The 18,566-nt window shown below is 54.2% G+C and carries 21 protein-coding genes; 12 read left to right on the top strand and 9 right to left on the bottom strand.

The features are described from left to right. Positions 1-28: 28 nt before the first annotated feature. A complete protein-coding gene (gene map / locus E3E25_RS03215; RefSeq protein WP_167891794.1) occupies positions 29-916 on the bottom strand; it encodes a type II methionyl aminopeptidase in 888 nt (295 codons plus the stop codon). 99 nt (positions 917-1,015) lie between these two features. Between map and E3E25_RS03220 the strand changes: the two genes are divergently transcribed. Together E3E25_RS03220 and E3E25_RS03225 are read left to right on the top strand one after the other, a co-directional pair. Beyond that, entirely contained in the window at positions 1,016-2,497 is a 1,482-nt protein-coding gene (locus E3E25_RS03220) for a TrkH family potassium uptake protein (RefSeq protein WP_167891795.1), read from the top strand. Continuing rightward, positions 2,494-3,354 (top strand): energy-coupling factor ABC transporter ATP-binding protein, encoded by an 861-nt coding sequence (locus tag E3E25_RS03225; RefSeq protein WP_167891796.1) that lies wholly within the window; start codon positions 2,494-2,496, stop codon positions 3,352-3,354. The genes E3E25_RS03220 and E3E25_RS03225 overlap by 4 nt, the downstream gene beginning before the upstream one ends. On the opposite strand, the gene E3E25_RS03230 is transcribed toward E3E25_RS03225, so the two are convergent. From E3E25_RS03230 to hjc, 6 genes are all read right to left on the bottom strand, one after another. After that, positions 3,308-4,138 (bottom strand): hypothetical protein, encoded by an 831-nt coding sequence (locus E3E25_RS03230; RefSeq protein WP_167891797.1) that lies wholly within the window; start codon positions 4,136-4,138, stop codon positions 3,308-3,310. The two genes, E3E25_RS03225 and E3E25_RS03230, sit on opposite strands and share 47 nt — an antisense overlap. After that, positions 4,122-4,676, bottom strand: a complete 555-nt coding sequence (cyaB, locus tag E3E25_RS03235; RefSeq protein WP_167891798.1) for a class IV adenylate cyclase — start codon at positions 4,674-4,676, stop codon at positions 4,122-4,124. The genes E3E25_RS03230 and cyaB overlap by 17 nt, the downstream gene beginning before the upstream one ends. Next, a complete protein-coding gene (locus E3E25_RS03240) occupies positions 4,673-5,224 on the bottom strand; it encodes an archaemetzincin family Zn-dependent metalloprotease (protein ID WP_167892633.1) in 552 nt (183 codons plus the stop codon). Before E3E25_RS03240 ends, cyaB begins: the two co-directional genes overlap by 4 nt. A gap of 167 nt (positions 5,225-5,391) precedes the next feature. After that, positions 5,392-6,429, bottom strand: coding sequence for a lysyl aminopeptidase (locus E3E25_RS03245; RefSeq protein ID WP_167891799.1), 1,038 nt, complete (start codon positions 6,427-6,429; stop codon positions 5,392-5,394). Between the two features lie 73 nt (positions 6,430-6,502). Then, positions 6,503-8,029 (bottom strand): hypothetical protein, encoded by a 1,527-nt coding sequence (locus E3E25_RS03250; protein ID WP_167891800.1) that lies wholly within the window; start codon positions 8,027-8,029, stop codon positions 6,503-6,505. Beyond that, entirely contained in the window at positions 8,019-8,420 is a 402-nt protein-coding gene (hjc, locus tag E3E25_RS03255) for a Holliday junction resolvase Hjc (RefSeq protein ID WP_167891801.1), read from the bottom strand. The genes E3E25_RS03250 and hjc overlap by 11 nt, the downstream gene beginning before the upstream one ends. Before the next feature lie 71 nt (positions 8,421-8,491). On the opposite strand from hjc, the gene E3E25_RS03260 reads away from it, so the two are divergent. The 4 genes from E3E25_RS03260 (at position 8,492) to E3E25_RS03275 (ending at position 11,372) form a co-directional block, all read left to right on the top strand. Beyond that, positions 8,492-9,016, top strand: a complete 525-nt coding sequence (locus tag E3E25_RS03260) for a gamma carbonic anhydrase family protein (protein ID WP_167892634.1) — start codon at positions 8,492-8,494, stop codon at positions 9,014-9,016. 5 nt (positions 9,017-9,021) lie between these two features. Continuing rightward, positions 9,022-9,816: a polyprenyl diphosphate synthase gene (gene uppS / locus E3E25_RS03265; protein ID WP_167892635.1), complete on the top strand. Its 795-nt coding sequence runs from the start codon at positions 9,022-9,024 to the stop codon at positions 9,814-9,816. Positions 9,817-9,916: 100 nt separating this feature from the next. After that, a complete protein-coding gene (locus E3E25_RS03270; protein WP_167891802.1) occupies positions 9,917-10,591 on the top strand; it encodes a TBP-interacting protein in 675 nt (224 codons plus the stop codon). Between the two features lie 52 nt (positions 10,592-10,643). Further along, positions 10,644-11,372 carry a hypothetical protein gene (locus E3E25_RS03275; protein WP_167892636.1) on the top strand — a complete coding sequence of 243 codons (729 nt, stop codon included), beginning with the start codon at positions 10,644-10,646 and terminating at the stop codon, positions 11,370-11,372. Here E3E25_RS03275 and E3E25_RS03280 read toward each other — a convergent pair. Further along, positions 11,362-13,245 carry a threonine--tRNA ligase gene (locus E3E25_RS03280; RefSeq protein ID WP_167891803.1) on the bottom strand — a complete coding sequence of 628 codons (1,884 nt, stop codon included), beginning with the start codon at positions 13,243-13,245 and terminating at the stop codon, positions 11,362-11,364. The genes E3E25_RS03275 and E3E25_RS03280 overlap by 11 nt on opposite strands. 121 nt (positions 13,246-13,366) lie before the next feature. On the opposite strand from E3E25_RS03280, the gene E3E25_RS03285 reads away from it, so the two are divergent. The 5 genes from E3E25_RS03285 to E3E25_RS03305 all read left to right on the top strand — a co-directional run bounded on the left by E3E25_RS03285 (position 13,367) and on the right by E3E25_RS03305 (position 16,659). Further along, positions 13,367-13,954 (top strand): exosome complex RNA-binding protein Csl4, encoded by a 588-nt coding sequence (locus E3E25_RS03285; RefSeq protein ID WP_167891804.1) that lies wholly within the window; start codon positions 13,367-13,369, stop codon positions 13,952-13,954. Positions 13,955-13,956: 2 nt separating this feature from the next. Further along, positions 13,957-14,589: a DUF2067 family protein gene (locus E3E25_RS03290; protein WP_167891805.1), complete on the top strand. Its 633-nt coding sequence runs from the start codon at positions 13,957-13,959 to the stop codon at positions 14,587-14,589. After that, positions 14,579-14,866, top strand: coding sequence for a DNA-directed RNA polymerase subunit L (locus E3E25_RS03295; protein WP_167891806.1), 288 nt, complete (start codon positions 14,579-14,581; stop codon positions 14,864-14,866). The genes E3E25_RS03290 and E3E25_RS03295 overlap by 11 nt, the downstream gene beginning before the upstream one ends. Before the next feature lie 84 nt (positions 14,867-14,950). Beyond that, positions 14,951-16,276, top strand: a complete 1,326-nt coding sequence (locus E3E25_RS03300; RefSeq protein ID WP_370456665.1) for a hypothetical protein — start codon at positions 14,951-14,953, stop codon at positions 16,274-16,276. After that, a complete protein-coding gene (locus E3E25_RS03305) occupies positions 16,273-16,659 on the top strand; it encodes a ribonuclease III family protein (RefSeq protein ID WP_167892637.1) in 387 nt (128 codons plus the stop codon). The genes E3E25_RS03300 and E3E25_RS03305 overlap by 4 nt, the downstream gene beginning before the upstream one ends. Here E3E25_RS03305 and E3E25_RS03310 read toward each other — a convergent pair. Continuing rightward, positions 16,654-17,460, bottom strand: a complete 807-nt coding sequence (locus E3E25_RS03310) for a sugar phosphate isomerase/epimerase (RefSeq protein WP_167891808.1) — start codon at positions 17,458-17,460, stop codon at positions 16,654-16,656. The two genes, E3E25_RS03305 and E3E25_RS03310, sit on opposite strands and share 6 nt — an antisense overlap. Positions 17,461-17,554: 94 nt before the next feature. On the opposite strand from E3E25_RS03310, the gene sppA reads away from it, so the two are divergent. After that, on the top strand, positions 17,555-18,562 hold the full coding sequence (sppA, locus tag E3E25_RS03315; RefSeq protein WP_167891809.1) for a signal peptide peptidase SppA: 1,008 nt from the start codon (positions 17,555-17,557) through the stop codon (positions 18,560-18,562). Positions 18,563-18,566: the final 4 nt, after the last annotated feature.

Here is an 18,566-nt window from a genome sequence, read left to right on the forward strand (position 1 = left end):
TTTGCTCAAGCTTTTTCTAAAAGCTTGCTCAGGTCGTTATGTACGCTCCGTCCTTTTCCACTATAACCGTGTGCTCGAACTGGCTCACCAGACCGCCGCGAACTTCCCTCAGTATCTGGTAGCTGTAAATCGCTCCGGCCCTATCGAGTTGCGCCAGGGCGAGTTTAAGCTGACCCTCCGGCATGAAGCCCTGAAGCCAGCGGTAAGCGAAGGGAAGCCCGTTGTACTCCCTCTTTATGTGCATGAGCAGTCTCCTCGCCTGAGCCATTCTCACGGGCCTGTCGCGGATGTGCATGAATATAAGCGCGGGGGGAACCTCTATGACCTGCCCGGCTCCGGTGGTCGCGAAGGGCTCTATTGCTATCACGTCCCCCTCCTTCAGGACGTAACTGTCGTTGGGACGGTATATGTTTGGGATGCTTATGCCCGAGTGAAGCTTGTAGCGCTCTATCTTGTGGCCGCTGAGGTTGACTATCGGGTTGAAGCCGTAGCCCCGTATTGTTTCCTCTATGGCCTTCCCAATCTCGCTGATCTTGACTCCAGCTCGTATCACGCTTATGGCGTTTTCAAGTGCCTCCTTCGATGCCGCCATCAGGTCGTCCTCCTCCATCCCCACCCTAAAGGTTACTGCGGTGTCCGCTATGTATCCGTCCACGTGGACGCCAAGGTCAAGTTTGAGGTAGTCTCCTTCCTTGAGGACGCTATCGTCGCCCTTGTACGGGGTGTAGTGGGCGGCAATTTCGTTTATGGACAGGTTGCATGGAAAAGCAGGCTTCCCGCCGAGTTCCACTATCCTTTTCTCCACGAACTCCGCGATGTCGTAGAGCTTTGCCCCGGGCTTTATCATGTCGACGACTTCCTTCTTCACCTGGCGTGCTATCTCTCCTGCCTTTATGAGTGCCTCTCTCTCGTCCACTTTCTATCACCGCCATAAGAAGGCCATATTACCCCTTAAACCTTTCCACTCCGGGAAAAACCTTTTATTTACTGCAGACCCTACCTCTACGGTGGGCCCATGCTAGAGCTCAGAAAGTACATAAACATCTCGGACGATATCTTTGTGGTTAAGAACCTCATCGGGGCAATCCTGCAGGGTGTGGGGCTGGCGTACCTCTTCCCCGTGTTGCTGGTGTGGTTCTACCCCGATGAAATCGGTTACGTTGTTTACTTCGCTCTCCCCGGAGTGTTCTCCATTCTGCTCGGTGCGTGGCTCGCAAGACACATGGGGAAGGTTGAGGACGTTAACCTCAGACAGGCCATGGTCTCGGCCGCTTTTACCTGGCTCTTTGCATCGTTCATAAGTGTCATGCCGTTCATCTACATAGCTGGTATGCCTTTTGTGGACTCCTACTTCGAGAGCATGAGCGCTTGGACCGGAACGGGCCTCACCATGATGAGCAACCTCGAGAGTTATCCCCATATACTCCTCTTCTGGCGCGCTTGGATGCAGTGGCTGGGCGGAATCGGTATCGTCCTAGTCGCACTGACGGTTCTCATCCGCCCCGGAGTGGCTGCGGCTAGGCTCTACCGGGCCGAGGCTAGGAGCGAGAGAATAGTTCCTAACCTCGTCAACACCTCGAAGGTCATCTTTCAGATATACCTGGTTCTCACGCTGGTTGGCGTATACCTCTATTACATTAACGGCATGCCACTCTTCGATGCGGTAATACACTCCATGACCGGCCTTGGAACCGGTGGTATGAGCAGCCACGACCTGAGCATCGGCTACTTCAACAGCACCTCTATAGAGGCCGTTACGATATTCCTCATGATAATGGGTGCGGTCAACTTCACGGTTCACTACAGGATCTTCAGGGACAGGCACCTCAAGCCCTTCTTCGACGACGTTCAGGTCAAGTACATGTTCATATTCCTGTTTCCAGCGATAGCCATGATAGCCCTTAGCCTTACTCAGGTCGGGGATGGTATAGGTGACGCCCTCAGGCAGGCGGTTTTCCACTCCGTTTCGGCAATAACCTGTACCGGATTTGGAATCGCTGACCTGAGCAAGTACCCGGAGATGGGTAAGTTCATACTCGGCATCCTTATGGTCATCGGAGGTGGCGCTGGAAGCACCGCGGGTGGTATAAAGCTCATACGTGTCATATTGATGTACGAGAGCCTCAAGTGGACCCTTCAGAGCGCCATACTGCCCAAGGGTGCTGTCATCAAGAGAAAGGTGGGCAACTATCTCTTCAGCGAGGAGGACATCCAGGAGGTCATGAGCTTCACGATGACGTACTTTGCCTTTCTCCTCATAGGCACCCTCTACACGATGCTCCGCCTTGGCACGAGTTTGACGGACTCGTTCTTCGAGGTCGCGTCCGCCCAGGGCAACGTTGGCCTCAGCATCGGCATAACCTCCCCCACACTGCCGGTTGACATTAAGATTCTCCTCATTCTCCACATGTGGATTGGAAGGCTGGAGATATTCTCGACCCTAGTGTTCATCATAAGCGTGTTCCTCCTCGCCCCGAGGGTGGTGACGAGGAGATGAACGTCATCACCGTGGAGAACCTTAGCTTCAGGTACAGGAGGGCAAGGGAATACTCACTTAGGAATGTCAGCTTTGAGGTTAGACGGGGCGAACTCCTCGGAATAATCGGGCCGAGCGGAAGCGGAAAGTCCACACTATGTCTGACGCTCAACGGGATCATCCCCAATTCAATAAAGGGCGAGTTCTCGGGCGATGTCATAGTTAGGGACCCGGAGACGGGGGAAGAGTACAACACCAAGGAAACGCCGGTGGCAAAGCTCTCAACGCTCGTCGGCCTTGTCCTTCAGAATCCCGAGAGCCAGCTCTTCAACATGACCGTCGAGGAGGAAATAGCCTTCGGCCTTGAAAACCTGGGATTCGATAGGAACGAGATACTCAGAAGGCTCCGGTGGGCGCTGGAGGTAACCGGACTGAGGGGGCTTGAGAACGAGTTTCCGCCCAACCTCAGCGGAGGGCAGCAGCAGAGGCTGGCCATAGCGGCGGTTCTGGCCATGGAACCGGCCGTGCTGGTTCTAGACGAACCGACCTCTCAGCTTGACCCCGTCGGACGGAAGGAAGTTCTGGGACTGGTTTCCCTCCTCCGGAAGGAGCACGGCATCACGGTGGTCTTGGTTGAGCATCACACCGATTACATCCTTCGCTTCGCCGACAGGGTGCTGGTCATGGCAGGTGGAGAAATCGTCCTGGAGGGAACCCCGAGGGAGATAGCCGAGGAGGCCGAGACGCTGAAGAGGCTCGGCGTGAAGCTCCCTCCAAGCCTCGAGATATCTCACGAGCTCAGGAAGAGGGGTATGCTGAAAGGGCCGGCCATTACTGAGGAGGAGCTTCTCTACGGGATAGGATATCCTCCAGTGTGAGCGCCTTCCCAAGGAGCGCGTATTTGAGGTCGTAGAGCTTGAGCATGAGCTCAAACCTGGCGTCGGGGTCTTCCACCTTATCGGCGATTTTAAACGCGGCTTCCAGTATTTTAAGCGCTTTCTCCCTATTGCGGTTGCCCTCGATCTCGGCCAGATAGTAGAGAGCCATCGCTTTATGAAATGGGCTGGAGATGTGGTCGATTATCAACTTTGCCCGCTGGACGTCGCCCTCCCTGTAGAACATCTCCGCCAGATGCACTAGGACGACATCGAGCTTCTCCGGATCACGAACCATCTTCATGGCATAGCCAGCTTTTTTCAGCAAGCCCTCTTTTATCAGCTCCATAAGGACATCCCTGATTATGTCCGAACTCTCCCCCGCGAGGTTTATCGAGGTTCTGAGGGCCATATCACCGTTGAGTTCGTCGTTTAGATGATAGAGGAGAACCGCCAAGTCTCCAAGCAGTATCGATCTGTAGCGTGGGTTAAAAATAGAGTTGATTAGGGGTATCAAGGTCTTGACAGTTTCTCTCACATCTTCAATGTTCACAGAGGCTTCGTTTTTTGATCGCCTTAGTTCCGCCAGCCTATCCATTGCTGACCGCAGGATCATCCGAAGTGCCAGAAACCTGTTCGATTCACTTTCAATTTCACCAACTAATTCAACCGCCTGCCCGATATCTCCGATTCCTATAAGGGCCTCTATGTCTTCCAAGATCTCCAGTTCGGACCTTTTTTTCTTTTTCTTACCCAGAGACCGGAAGAACTCATCCAGCCTCCCCATGTTCCACCTCCTTTTCAAGCATCAATTCAAGATAGGAACGTCTCTCAAACTTCTCGACCCCAAGGGACTCAAGAATCTCACGGAGTAACATCACGGTTTCTTCTACTACCTCCTCCCTGTCTGCAAGGGCTTCAATCTCAATGAACTTTCCGAGGCCGTTTACATCATCCAGGTCTATTATGATGCCCTTGTCGACGTAGTATTTTTCCCGGGTCTTCTCTATGGTGAGAACCTCCTCGAAACCCAGGTTTCTGAGTATCTCCGTGTGCTTATCGGGGTCGCTTATTGGGACCTCTATCTCCCTCCGGGTTTTGGAGTTCTGGTCTATCTTTGGTCCCTTATAAGTTAGGAATGCCTCGAAGTGTCCGTTGAAGCGTCTTACCCTTATCCTGAGGGCTTCATCGGTTTCGGCGAAATTCCTGCACGGATGTCTGAAGTAGGTGTCCTCATGGTACTCAGTTCGTATCAGCTTGAAGTTCTCCCTAACGCGCTCAAACACCCTCTCGTTCGCGTATCCCTTAACCTCAATCTCTATCATAACCCAACCTCCAGGTTTTCCTTAAGCCTCCTGAGACACGCGGAACAGTAAACGGGTTCCTTGATGTCCGTATCAACGACGGAGTTTGAGAAGTGCATGACGCACCGCCTATCCGGACAGTGTCCCAGGCCAAAAACATGCCCCAGCTCGTGCATGGCTTCCTTAATCACCCTTTCGATGAAGAGTCCCTCGTTCGGGGCTTCTCCATAGAATTCAGGCCTGAGCCTGAACGTTGAGATGACCGCGGCCCCGAGTCCAGGATGTGCGAGTCCAAAAATGAAGTTCAATCCCTCCTCGTAGAGGTCGAGGTCGGTTATCCCGAGGACGGCGCGTGCCCTCTTCTTCCTTCCCACTTCGGAGAGATGGGGTAAGAACCTCCTCCCAAGGTACTGATGTCTCAGGGGATTGTAAGCCTCGGAGAAGGGGTCTTCGGAAAGGGCGTCACTCACCGCGACGGGAATGCCTAAGGGAGTGTAGTAAGAACCGACGAACTCCAGCACCGCCCCAACCACCAGCCCCTCAACCCCTCCGATGGGTACGAGGAGTATAGTCCCCGGCTTCCCTTCGAATGTTTGGACTTCATCCGGCGCGTGTACGGGATGCGGGAATTGGCTCGGTACAGGCTCTGCCCTCACGCCTCCCACCGTTATCTAATTTGCCTTGGGGGAGATAAACCTTTCCAAAGGAAGAAGAGAAGAGACCTCACGGGAGTTGCTCACGGTGTGAGGTCCATCTCGCGAAGCTCCTCGAGGAAGCGCCTGGCGAACTCGATGGTCTTGTCTATGTCCCTCAGGTCGGCCGTCTCGACCTGGCTGTGCATGTAGCGTATCGGTATGCTGAGGACTGCAGTGGCGACGCCCTCCCTGTTAATCTGCATTATGTTGGCGTCGGTTCCGGTCGGCCTCGGGCTGGCCTCAACCTGGAGTTCTATGCCGTACTTCTTGGCAACCTCGTCGGCGAAGGCGCGAACCTTGGGGTTGATGTTGGGCCCGACGTCCATGACCGGGCCGCCTCCGAGCTTGGGAACTATCTTGCCCTTGTCGCCGACCTGCTTGGCGAAGGTGACGTCCATCGCTATGCCTATCTCCGGGTCTATGGCGTAGCTGGCAACCCTGGCACCCCTCAGGCCGACCTCCTCCTGAACGCTCGCAACAAAGTAGATGTCCGCCTCGTGGTTCTCAACTGCCCTAGCGGTCTCTATCATGGCGTAGAGGCAGACGCGGTCGTCAAGGTAGGGCGTCGCAATCCTGTTCTCGTTGAGCCGGACGAAGGCCGGGGCGAACTCTCCAACAGTTCCGACGCGGAAGCCCATCTCTTCGGCTTCCTCCTTACTGTCGGCGCCGACATCGACAACGATGGTGTCCCAGTCAGCGGCCTTCTTCCTGTCCTCGGGCTTCTGAAGGTGGGGCGGTATGTGGCCCACCACGCCAAAGTGCTCTCCCTTCCCGGTGAAGAACCTTATCCTCTGGGCGACGAGGGTTCTTGGGTCAACGCCTCCAACGGGAACGACGTGGAGGTAGCCTTCCTTGTCTATGTGGTTGACCATGACGCCTATCTTGTCCATATGGGCGGCAATCATTATCCTGGGCCCGTTGCCCTTCTTGTGGGCGATAACGTTGCCGAGCTTGTCAACGTATATCTCGTCCACGTGGTCCTTCAGGGCATCAAAAACGACGTCCCTTATTCCAAGGAACTCGTAGCCGGAAACTCCTGGGGCTTCAACAACTTTCCTGAGGAGTTCAATGTCCACCATGGCTTTCGCCTCCTTTAGATTTCCATCTGAATGTGTTCGGCCAGCTTAATAAGGTTTACGAAAGAAAAGGGGTTCAGCCGAGGATGACCTGCAGGTAGGCCTCCTCCTCTGGCTCAAGGTGCTCTATTTCCCACACAATAAGCCCGTCTTTGACCTCTGCCCTACCCTTGGTTGCCTTGATCTCTATCGCGTTGACGCCCTTCTCGAATCTGAAGTTATCGACGCCCTTCAGCCTCGGTGCCTTCACCTTAACGAAGTAGTACCTGTCCAGCATCTCCTCCTGGATTATTGGCCTGAAGAACGCTGTATACGAGGTTCCAGCCAGGATTATCCCCGCGATCAGAAGTATTGCCGCCAGCGGTCCGTAGTTCCTCGGAGGCTTTGCCGGGGTGGTTGTAGTGGTCAGCGGGGGCGTCGTGGTCGTCGTTGGTGTCGGGGTTTGGGTGACCGGTGGCGTCACCTTCACGCTGGCCTCACCGCCTATGTATCTGCTGCTCTCCGCGTGGAGCATTATCGTCCCGTAGCCGATCTTTTTGAGGTCCACCACAGCCAAGCCAGAGGCGTTCGTGGTCGAGTATTCCTTGCCGAGGGGCCCCGCGGCGGTGACCGTTATGTTGGGTACGGGGTTCCCGGTGGAATCCACGACCTTCACTCGGAGCGTCTCGTTCTCCTGGACGGCGCTTAGGAACAGTTTTCTGACCTCAACGAATGTCGTCACTACCTTTCCGTCGAGGTTCAGGATGACCTCGTAGGTTCCAGGTTTGTCTACGAGGTACGAAACGATTCCTTCGTCGTCGGTTTTGAAGGGTATCCCGTTTATCTTCACGGAGATGTCCGGAACGCCCTGACTGTTTTCATCGTAAACGTGGACGTATATGGCCCCATCCTTGAAGTACGCATCGTACCTCAGGTTTCTCTGGTACACCCGGAACGTTGTCGTTTTGCTCTTGAACCTTCCACTGAAGTTTGCCCAGAAGTACACGGAGTAATCGCCAACTCTAGGCCTCGTGAGCTTTACGTCCTTTATCCAATTTTCACCAGGCCGGAGATATATCGTGGTGACGAACGTTTCCAGAACGCTGCCATCGCGGGTGAGCGTGTATCCAAGCCGGCCTATGATAACACCGTTCGCCTGGGAGGTCATCTCCAGTCTCACGGTGACGTTGCTACCGTAGGTATACTCATTGTTGACATCAATCTTAAGTGTGTAGTCAACCAGTGTTTCCACCCTGACGGTTACCTGGGCCTCGGAATAGCTTGAACCAACCCTGGCCACGAGGGTCAGGTTGTACCTTCCGGGATCGAGATTGAGGAGCTTGACCGATATTGTATCTTGGATTGTGCCATTTGGCCCAATGGGCTCCCTGATGACCTTGCTCCCGTAGAGAAAGCCCTCCGCAGGGCCGGTAACGTACACCGTGACGTTCGACACCGTCTGGTTCCCCAGGTTTCTGAGCTGGAATGGGATTATTATGGTATCCCCTGGAACACCCGTGAACTCATCGTTAAGCGGGACGATTACAAGAGGTGACTGGGCGCTCACGTGCGGAAGAAGAATCGGAACCAGCAGGATTATCAGCAGTATGCCCTTAAACTTCACCCTTTACCACCCCTTCGAGGGACCTTTGCCTCCCGATAACTTCGTCGAAGGTAAGATAGTTCTTTGTTTGCAGGCCCACCTTATAGTTTTTGCCGCTTTTTTCTAGGCTCTCCGGAAGGAAGAAGCGCCAGCCGTTGTTCACGAACTTGACCGCTATAACCGGCTTTGCACCGAACCTTTCCGCAAATGAGATGAGCTTCTCGTAATCCTCGCTGCTGAAGTAGAGCTTCTCGCTCCTGGTGCTCTTCACCTCTATGCAGAGGTGGACCTTTCCGTTGCCGGCGATTATATCAACTTTCTTGCTCCCGGCGGAGCGCACCACCGCGAAACCGGCCTTTTCGAGCATCTTTATAAGCTCTCTTTCCGCGCTCGCCCCCCTTCTGTACTTCATTGCACTCCCTCATCCTATATTGCCCGGTTAGGTTTATAAGCTATGTCGAGGAGTTAAGGCCGGTGATGGACATGGCGATTTATGAGTTGGCCGGAAAGAAGCCTAAAATTCACGAGACCGCTTTCATCGATGAGACCGCTTCGGTCATAGGCGATGTCGTTCTTGAGGCAAAGACGAGCGTCTGGCCAAGTGCCGTTCTGAGGGGCGATATAGAGCAGATTTACGTTGGCGAAGGCTCGAACGTCCAGGACAACGTCAGCATACACACCTCCCACGGACAGCCCACTATAATAGGAAAGTACGTCACCATTGGCCACAATGCAGTGGTTCACGGTGCGGAGATAGGCGACTACACCATCATCGGAATGGGTGCCGTCATACTCGACGGGGCCAAGATAGGCAAGCACGTCGTCATCGGTGCCGGCGCTCTCGTCCCGCCCGGCAAGGAGATACCGGACTACAGCCTGGTCGTCGGCGTTCCGGGTAAGGTAGTCAGGCAGCTCAGTGAGGAGGAAATCGAGTGGACAAAGAAGAACGCCGAGATTTACATAGAGCTTGCCGAAATGCACCTCTCCGGCAGGAAGAAGATTGAGTGATGGCCATGATTTCCCGCCTCCTCTCCCACGTTCCCCACATTTTATTCAAGCCTGTCTATGACCTCTACGAAAGCTACCTTCTGGACAGGGTTAAGTCCGGGAGAATCCCAAGGCACGTGGCCATAATAATGGACGGGAACCGTAGGTGGGCGCGGAAGCTGGAGAAGCCCCCGTGGTACGGCCACCTCTTCGGCTCCCGGAAGCTTGAGGAGATACTCGAATGGTGCCGCGAGCTCGACATAAGGACTCTCACAGTTTACGCCTTCTCCACCGAGAACTTCAAGAGAACTCCCGAGGAGGTAAACGCCCTCATGAACCTCTTCGAGGAGAAGTTCAAGGAGCTTCTTGAGGACGAGAGAGTTCACAAGTATGGAATTCGAGTGAACGTCCTTGGGAGGAAGGAGCTCTTGCCTGAAAACGTCAGAAAAGCCGCCGAGGAGGCGGAGAAGGCCACGCGGAAGTACGGCAACTACACCCTCAACATAGCCCTTGCCTACGGGGGGAGGAGTGAGATAGCCGATGCCGTGCGGGACATCGTAAGGGACGTTCTGGCCGGAAGGATAAAGCCGGAGGATATCGACGAGGAGCTCATAAAGGAGTACCTGTACTACCCGAACATGCCCGACCCGGACATCGTTATAAGAACCGGCGGCGAGGAGAGGATAAGCAACTTCCTCCTGTATCAAATCGCCTACAGCGAGCTTTTCTTCGTTGACGTTTACTTCCCCGAGTTCAGAAAGATAGACTTCCTCAGAATCATTCGCGAGTACCAGAAGAGACAGAGGCGCTTTGGAAGGTAGCTTTCCATCATCGGAGCCATCCCATGCCGGGACGACCCTTTTTAAAATTTTCCGCTAAAGCTTATTAACGTTGGGGCCGATTTTCTCACGGTGGTGATTAATGGCCTACGGTGAGCTGAGCCCGAGAATCAAGAAGGTCTATGCCCAGGTGAGATATCTGGATGACTATCACTGGGAGATAAACGGTGGAAAGATAATCGGACTTCACAAGAAGAGCAACGTCAGGGTTACCATTGAGGTGGCCGACAACAGGGAACACGCCGAGAAAATGGCAGAAAACGGTGGCGAAGGGATCAGGATAATAGCGATACCAGATAAAAGCGTCTTCTTCGTCCACAACGGCGTATTCATACTGACCTACCGCTACCTCAAGGCGACCCTCGCGGACATAAACGACCACATAGTCTGGAGCGGCTTCAAGGTCGTCGAGGACGGGGAGAACCTTATCCAGGAGGACTTCTACGAGTACCTCGGAGGGGCCTTCATCAACCACATCAAGAACAACATGCTCGCCGGCCAGGATTACATCTTCTGGCAGTTCTACAAGTGCGAAGCCTGTGGAAAGTACGTTGATGTGGAAAGCCTTGAGAGGCACCTCAAAGGGCACGGAATAAAGCACCACGAGAAAAGCGAAGAGCGCTACGAGGTCTTTGAGATAAACTTTAGAGACGGTAAAATCTACGACAAGTACGGCAAGGATGTTCCTGTTAAGGAGTTCAGTGAGGAGGCAAGGGACTTCCTCGATGAGATAATGGCTGGTATGAAGGGGGCATGATGTACTCTGCAACGTTCTTCCCCTCAACTTTATGGGGGGAAGGCGGGTGGAGATGAACGTCATCGACCTCTTTCGGGAGGAATATCTCCCTGGCTCTACCGTCAGCATTATCTACGATGCGTATTCTTCTGCCTGGAGAATACCCCTCCTTCTTCTCCGGTATGCAGTTGAGAACGGCCGCCTCGGTATAATATCCAACTACTTGGGACCCATCAGGTCGTTCATGAGGAAAGCAAGCACAGTTGGCTTTGATATGGAAACAGCCCTTCAGAAGGGCGATGTGGCTGTTATAGACCTCTTTGGAACGAGGTACGGCTCACGGGAGTCAATCCCAAACGTCTTTTATCTGGACAAAGTCGAGCCTGAGACCCTCAATCCAAAGATAGACCGCATATACAACACCCACCTGAAGAGCCTCATTCAAGACCGACCGGTTTTCCGTCTGGTTTATACCCTCGATGGAGTTTCTCTGCTCCTCGGGGAGGACAATACCCTGAAGCTTCTCAACCAGACCCTCGCATCCAGAACCCACCAGCTTCCGGACTCCATACTGGTGCTGGCCCTCAACAGGGACGTTGTCTCGACCCGGTTTGTGGCGTGGGTTTCGGAGATAAGCGATTATGTGATCCTTGCCAAGTCCTGGCTTGAAGAAACGGGGCTTAAAGAAGCACTGTATCTGATATCTGCGCCTTACGAGGACTTTGAACCGGAGATGTACTCGTTCCGCGTTACAAAGAGAAGTGGAATGGAAAAGCTGAAGATAAGAAAAATCAGCCCCTGAACTTGGGGCGCCTGCTGAGGAGCAACGGCAGGGGTCTTGGCCTGTAGGGGAAGCCCTCGGTCTGACCCTTTATCTCCCTGATGAGGTCCTCGAGCTGCATCTCTACCTGCTTTCCGTCGCTCCTTCTCCTGACGGTTACGGTGCCCTGCTCCTTCTCGTTCCTGCCGACGACGATGACGTAGGGAACCCACTCCTTCTCGGCCTTCCTTATCTTCTTGTTGAGCCTGTCGGAGGTATCGTCAACGTCAACGCGAATCTTTGCTCCCTCAAGCTTCCCGGCCACGTAGAGCGCGTAGTCGAGAACCTCGTCGCTGACAGGAATTACGCGTACCTGTATCGGGCTGAGCCAGAGGGGGAACATTGGCTTTACGCCCTTCGCCTGGAGCTTGGCCTGCTTCTCAAGGATTGCATACATGACCCTCTCGATTGCTCCGCTCGGGGAGCAGTGGAGTATGAGCGGGTGCCTTTCCTTGCCCTCTTCGTCGTAGTAGGTTATTCCAAAGCGCTCTGCATTCTCGACGTCGATCTGGACGGTGCTGAGAGCTGCAGCTTTGTCGAGGTTGTCCACGAAGTTGAACTCGAACTTGAGTATGAAGTAGAAGAACCTCTGCTTCCACATCTCGATGAGGACCGGCTTGCCGATTATCCTCGCCAGCTCAACGATGAAGTCCCTGTTCTCCTTCCAGAAGTCCTCGGTGAACCTTATGGCAACTTCGTAGTCCTCGGGAGTGAGTCCAACTCCCCTGAGAACCTCCATGCTGAGCTTGTACTGCTTCTTGAACTCGTCCATGGCCTGCTTGAGGTCTCTGGCGACGGTGTGCATATCGGGCATCGTGAAAGCCCTGAGCCTCCTGAGGCCGGAAAGCTCTCCGCTCTTCTCGCGCCTGAACGAGTAGCGGGTAAGCTCGTACATCCTGAGCGGCAGGTTGCGGTAGCTTATCGTGGCGTCCTTCTTTATGAGGAACTGGCCGAAGCAGGCTGCAAACCTGAGGAAAAACTTCTTGTCGCCGCTCTTAACCACGTACTGCCTAGCGGGGAAGCGGTTGAGGTACTTCTCGAGCGCCGGGTGCTCGAAGTCATACATGATCGGGGTCTCGACCTCCATGGCGCCGTACTCTATGACCTTCTCGGTGACGTACTGCTCGAGGAGACCCTTGATGAGCCTGCCCTTGGGATAATAGCGGAGGTTTCCAGGGTCGCTTCCTGGCTCGTAGTCAACCAGCTCCTGCTCAAGCATTATCCTGACGTGGGGAGGCTCTCTCTCCGCCACCCTGCTCTTGCTTATCTCATAGTTGGCGAACTTCCTGAGATTCTCATGCCCCGTGAAGTCAAACTTTTCGACCTCGACGAGCTCTCCTTCGGGCGTGAGGATGTACCAGTAGCTCTTGAGCTCCTCCTCCTCCTTCTCAAGGGCTATGTTGCGCTCCTCCTTGCTGACCGCCTCGCCACTCGGGACTATCGTCCTGCTGAGTTCTGCTAATGGGTGTCCCTTGCAGCTCAGCCTGAAGGCCTTGTAGTAGCCGAAGGGCGCGCGCTTGACCTCAAAACCCTCCTCCCTCAGCCTCTCCTCGATCCTCTGGAGAACTTTCAGCGCCACGTCGGGTTTTGCCAGCTCGCTGCTCAGGTGGGCGAAGGGATAAACGAATATCCTGTCGGCCTTTACCTGTGAAGCAACGTCCTTAATCTCAATAACTGCCTTTTCGACGACCTCGTCGGGGTTGGTCTCGTCGGCCTTCTCAACGCTCATGAAAACCGCCAGAACCTCGTCAAGTCTGCCCTTCTTCTGCTCCTCGCTTATCGGTTCGGGGCTTTTCAGGGCCTTGTCTTTTACCTCGTATTCCAAATAGTCGCTGTGTATCAGAAGCATTCTCATCTTTAACCACCACCATAGGCTCAATTGGAATTACTAAAACTTTTCCCTTCGCCCTTATAAATCCCCCGCATGGCAAAGGCTTAAAAAATCCGGGCTGGAACTTTCATGGAGGTGTGGGAGAATGGATGAAAAGAGGAGTGCAAGGAACGGTGACCTGGTTCTTCCTGGGGACTACCTCGGCGTCATTGAGGAGTATTTCCCCGGTGAGGGTGTTAAGGAGGAGAACGGTGAGCTCTACGCAATAAGGGCAGGTAAGGTAAGGATAGACCAGGATAAAATGGAGATAAGCGTCGAGCCCGTGACGGACACACCGCCCCTTCCTCAGGTCGGTGACATAGTCATTGCCAAGGTCATTGAGGTCAAGCCCCAGGCGGCAATAGTTCAGCTCATTAAAATCGAGGGAAGGAACGACCGGGAGATAGCGACATCGAAACTCGCCGGAATCCACATCTCTCAGGTCAGAGAAGGCTACGTGGAGGGCATGAGCAGCGAGTTTAAGATAGGCGATATCATCAGGGCGAGAGTCATAGCAAACGAGAAGAGTCCAATCCAGCTGTCCACCAAGGGCCACGACCTAGGTGTTATCTACGCCCTCTGCTCCCGGTGCAGGGCGCCCCTCGTGAGACGTGGCGACAAACTCATCTGTCCGCGCTGCGGCCACGTCGAGACCAGGAAGCTGTCCTCCCTCTACAGAAAGTTGAAGGTGTGAGTATGGCCAGGGCGAAGAAGGTAATAACTATCCACGTCCGGGACGACAGGGAGAAGGAGGAGTTTCTCAGGGAGCTTCAGAGGCTTCGCCTTCCTGCGTTCATCTATGTTCACGCCAAACTCAACGACCTCAAGATAAACGTTCAGGGAACCAAGGACGACATCAGAGAAGCCATCCGCAGGATAAGGGAAATACACAACCGTGTCAGGGCCAAGCTGTACCCCGACAGACGCGGCCTCTACCGCTACACGATAGACGACCTTCTCAGGGAGTCCGGGGCGAGTGTCTCAACCCCGATACTCGTAAAGACCCTGGAACTCCTGGGAGAAACCGTTGAACTGAGAGAGGGCGAGCTGATAACGTCCATGCCATGGGAGGAGCTGGTTTCCCTGACTGGAACCCTCGGCGAGTACCTCTCGGACATCTCCCTCCAGACCACCAGGCAGATAAGGGAGGTCATCCTCCCCGTGGCGATTCTCAAAGACCTCGACCCCATGGAGGTAATTGACCTGCTCGTTGAACTCGGTCTGGCCGAGTGGAAGGAGGATAAGTTTAAATACGAACTGGTGAAGAACAAGGAGCAGGCGATGAAAGAGCTCCTCAAACACTTAGAGGGTGAGGAAAATGAAGATTGAGGTCATCAAGCGTGAGGAAAACGTCCTTGAGTTCTACCTTGAGGGTGAAGACCACACCTTCGCCAACCTGCTCAACGAGGTACTCCATGAGAACAAGCACGTGACCTTCGCGGGTTACACCATCGAGCACCCGGTTCTTATGGCGAGAAAGCCCAAGTTCAGAATCGTCACCGACGGAAAAGTAAGTCCGGAAAAGGCCCTTGAGGAAGCCGCTCAAAAGATATTCGACAGGGCTAGGGCCGTTCTCGATGCATGGAAGGCCGCTATAGGCGAGTGAGCCTTTTCCTTTTCCGTTCCCCACCCAAACCCTTAAATGCCGGACTCTTCTAACTTTAAGTTGAAATCAACGACCCCTACCGGGGTGGAATACTTGGAACGCTCGGGTCATCTACTGATCGTCATCATCCTGCTGGGTCTGTCAATAAGGCTTATCCTGGCCCCCTACTCGGCCGGCAGTGATTTGGCCCAGTTCTACGGCTTCGCTGGAACCATGATCGAGCATAAGGCGTGCTTCTACTCCTATGCCGACGCGACCGGCTTCTGGAATAAGGGCTGGCCGTATCCCTGGCCCTACGTCTACGGCCCGGTCATGGCGTACGTCCTTGGTCTCGTGAGGTACGTTGTCGGAGGTTCCGTCCGGGCTTTCTGGAGCGGTGGGAGCTACTACGTTTACGTTGACCCGACGTGGGCGTTCTCCGTCAAGCTGGTTTTCATCCTCGCCGACACTGCTGTGGCCCTTCTTCTGTATCTTTTAATCCGCGAGAAAAGTCAAAAACTCGCCATCCTTGGGGCTGCACTCTACTACCTGAACCCGATAACGATTCACGTCTCGGCCGTTTACGGAATGTTTGATGAACTCGCGCTTGCCTTTTTCCTCGCGGGACTTTACGCCTCCCGCAGAGAGCGTTTCTCCTATGCCCTCTACGGATTTTCTCTGGCGGTCAAGCACACCCTCCTATTTCCGGCGCTTTTGAACCTCTGGGATGCCTTTTTAAACGGGAGGAGAGCCATCTCACGAGTTCTCTTCTTTCTGCTCGGCGCTTTAACCCCATTTCTGCCGATGATGCTCTTCTGCCCATCGAGTCTGAAGGGGTTACCGGACTTGCTGAGGGGTATACAGGTTTCGTACCCCCTTCCCGTCTCCTACAGCATGAACGGGGTTTCGAGCCTCGCGACCTACCTCCACATAACGGGGGGGAGGGACACCCTTTTCCTCCTCCGATACTGGTACGTTTCAGCATTTATCCTTCTCTCGCTGGTTCTCATCAGGCATGTATTTAACAGAAATCTTGTCGTCTCTACTGCCCTTGCCTACGCCGTCTTCACCGCCACCTACTGGCGCGTCAACCCGCAGTACCTCGTTCCTCTGGTGGCGTTCCTGATACTGCTCGCGGCGGTTGATATGGACATAACGGGTGTCTTGTCGCTGTTCACGGTTGTTTACGCCGGAATCTGGCCGATAATGCAGCCCTCCGCATTCTGGTTCCACGTGCACATGGAGAACCCCAACTGGGCACTTGTCCACTTCGTTGACTCCATAACGTTCAGGATATTCTCGGATGAACCTTACGTTGCCTACAGCGTTGGTCTGACGCTCCTCCTCTATGCGTTGATACTGTCAGCCACTCTGCCCCATCTCAAAAACCTTAAAGCCTGGCTCTCGGAGAGGGAATGGGTGAGAGCTTGAGGTACGAGAGGGACTTCACGGACAAGGGGCTCGCGAAGTTCGGAGATTCACTGGTGAACTTTGTCTTCTCGCTGGCCCTAAGTGAATACCTTGGGAGGCCCACCGGAGAGAGGGTTCCCAACGCGTCTCTGACCATAGCCCTCGAGCTGGCCGGGCTGAGGGGCGTTATTCCGCCGAGGACCGACAAGCACGGTAAGGGCGACATAGCGGAGGCGATATTCGCCTACGCGTGGCTTGAGGGCAAGATAACTGTGGAGGAAGCCGTCGAGATTCTGAGGGAGAACTTTGCCGAGGACGTTACACACTTTTCGAGAAAAAAGGAGGCGATAGGAAGGGCTTTCGCTGAAGTCTTCAAAGTAATAGGGGAGAGGTTGGGGTTATAGGCTCGTGAGAAGTTCTATCAGTCCATGCTTCGTTGGAACCTTCGCGAACTTCTCGGGGTCTTTGACCTTGAGGAGAAGCGGCACATCGCCGAAGAGCTTGAGCACCTTTCCGAAGGGTATGCTACCCTCTCCTGGCAGGAGGTGCAGGTCGCCGACGCCGTAGGCGAGTGCATCTTCTGGTTCAACCTGGGGGAAGAGCTTTCCGAAGTTGTCGTGTATCATGAGTATTACCGTCTTGTCCGTTCCGAGCTTGACGTCTTCAAGCAGCTTGTCGGCATCACCCTGTGCGCTGAGGAAGGCGTGGGCTACATCGAGGGCAAAGCCTACGTTCTCCCTCTCGACGTTATCCACAACGTAGAGCGTGTCCTTGACGCTGAAGGTGTTCTCAAGGGCTATCTTTATGTTGAACGGCGCCACCATGTCGGCGAGCTGCTGAATGGCTTCTATCTCAAGGTCGAGCCTTCCTGTTCTTCCGCTCTGCATCACTATAACCTTGGCACCGAGCTTTATTGCAACGTCCGCCATCGCCCTTGCCACGCGGAAGTGTCTGGTGTAGTAGATGTGGTCGCGTAGATTGACGGAGGTGGGCATCCTGACTATGTAGTCGATGCCAACGCCCCTGAGCGTCGTTTCGATGTTCCTGAGCTTCTTTTCAATTACGACACCGTTCATTATCAGCCCTAGGGTGTGGGGAAATATCGAGACGAAGTCGTAGTTCTTTATCTTGACGTCCGCTAGGACTGATGCGAGTGTTTTGTCCTTGGTGACGAAGTGCGGGTAAATCGTTACGCCTATCTCCATGCTACCACCTACAAGAGAGTTGAGCGCTGGATATAAAAGCTTACCGAGGGGCAGGGTTTAAAAGTTCCGGCTGGAGATATAGGTGGGTGAGCGAATGAGAGAGAACATCTGGAAGTACATTTCAGCCGTTCTCGTACTCCTTCTTGCGGCGTCGAGCGTAGCCGTCGTCCTGCTCTACATGCAAACTTCAGAACTGAAAACCTACCAACCGCCCTCAAACGTTACTACAACGGTTCTCGTCCAAGGGCCCAACGTCACGTGCAACACCACTTCGTACCAGCTTCAGATAGACGAGCTCCAGAGGCAGATTGATTTTCTGAAGGCTCAGCTCAGGGAGCAGAACCTGCCCGAGGGCAACGCAACGATAGCTATAGTCCCCATATTCGGCCTCATAGACGACTACACGGCCCTTAGCGTGATTCCCACTCTGAGGGAGATAGCCAAGAACGATTCCATCGCGGGTGTTGTTCTTTGGATAGAGAGCCCTGGCGGCTACGTTGGGCCGGTGAGGGAGATATATTCCACTGTCCGGAAGCTCAACCTTGTAAAGCCGGTTGTTGCGTACACAGGAGGTATAGCCGCTTCCGGCGGCTACTACATAGCCGTCGGGGCCGAGAAAATAATAGCAGACCCCCTGGCAGACGTGGGAAGCATCGGCGTCATCTACGTTCACTACAACCTCCAGCAGAACTATGAAACGAACGGAATAAAAGTCGAGGTCTTCAAGACCGGGCCCTACAAGGACATGGGCGCCGAATGGCGCGGTCTCACCGAAGAGGAAAAGGCCATGATAACGGAGATGGTTGATACTTACTTCCAAGGCTTCCTCCAGGCGGTGAGCAACGGCAGGGGCATGAGCATCAACGAGACGAAGAAATACGCAACCGGAAGAACCTGGTTCGCCATGAACGTTACCGGAAGTCTGGTTGACGAAACCGGCGACCTGGACTACGCGGTTAGCGTGCTGGAAAAAGCCCTCAACGTCACCAACCCCCGGATAGTCATCTACAAAGGTTCCACTCCCTCTGACTTCGGCATATTTGGAAGCACCGCCCTGCTCCTCGACCCAAGGTACGTTAGCGCTTACGTAAGAACGGGGTGATGGC

This window comes from Thermococcus sp. MAR1, from assembly GCF_012027305.1.
Classification (GTDB): Archaea; Methanobacteriota_B; Thermococci; order Thermococcales; family Thermococcaceae; genus Thermococcus.